Raw genomic sequence first — 868 nt, 5'->3', positions numbered from 1 at the left:
AAAATAAAACGTCCTTAGCTATTTTTCCGTACACCTTGTAAATATTGACCGAAGAAAATCTGCAATTGCACACAACGTGTTTGTGTATGGTTAGTTGCGTGGTTTGGCAACTAAGTTAGCAAACCTTTACGGACCAGAGAAAATTCCGCAGGAATTTTCGCAAGTAAGCAAGAAAAAAGCAATTAATTATACACGGTGTTGTGTGTCAGTGCTTTTTACATTTTAGTTCCAATATAATAAACCATTTTGTCTTTTGGTATTACAAAAATTAATTCCGTTCCAGTTGGTTCAGTTCCGTGACAATATATACTCCAAGGATAAACATAAACGCTTTCAGGATTCAGTTCGTCCATTTTCGGAAACCAAGGAATCTGATATTGCCAACCATTTGCTAATTCCACTGCATCATTTAATACTTTTGGCAAACTATCTAATCGATACCAACTTTTACTATTTTGCAGTTCCATTTTAGTCACATTTGAGATTTCAATTGCATAAGCGTCAAGATAATCACCTGTGAAAGAACGTCCAGATTCGTAACTGTTCAGCACTTTTTTAATTCTCTGGTCTCCAAGTCTGCACCAATTCAGCACGAATCTTACGTCAGATGTTGTCGCTTTGTTTTCGACAGTTTTATTTCCGATTGAAGTAGAGTAGGCGAAATAACCTAAAATCAGAATTACTCCAATTAATGATATTCCTCCCCAAATTGCGAGTGCATTTTTTCCTATTCTATATATTCTATTTTTCAATCAGTTAAATTTTCAACGGTTTGCTTGGGCATTGCACACAATGAATATATATATGAATAGTAAGGGATTTGAAACACCTTACCTTCGGGTTTTCAATAAGCCAATTTAGTAAATAA

1 protein-coding gene is annotated in these 868 nt (G+C 34.8%); it reads right to left on the bottom strand.

What is annotated here, in order from left to right; all coding sequences use genetic code 11:
- Window positions 1–215: 215 nt before the first annotated feature.
- A complete protein-coding gene (locus tag K1X16_RS17895; protein ID WP_225037433.1) occupies window positions 216–752 on the bottom strand; it encodes a hypothetical protein in 537 nt (178 codons plus the stop codon).
- Window positions 753–868 lie beyond the last annotated feature (116 nt).

Source organism: Winogradskyella sp. SM1960 (assembly GCF_020179375.1).
GTDB classification, from domain to species: Bacteria; Bacteroidota; Bacteroidia; order Flavobacteriales; family Flavobacteriaceae; genus Winogradskyella; species Winogradskyella marina.
Note: the sequence above shows the minus strand (reverse complement) of the source record. Positions and strands in the feature narration are given on the sequence as shown.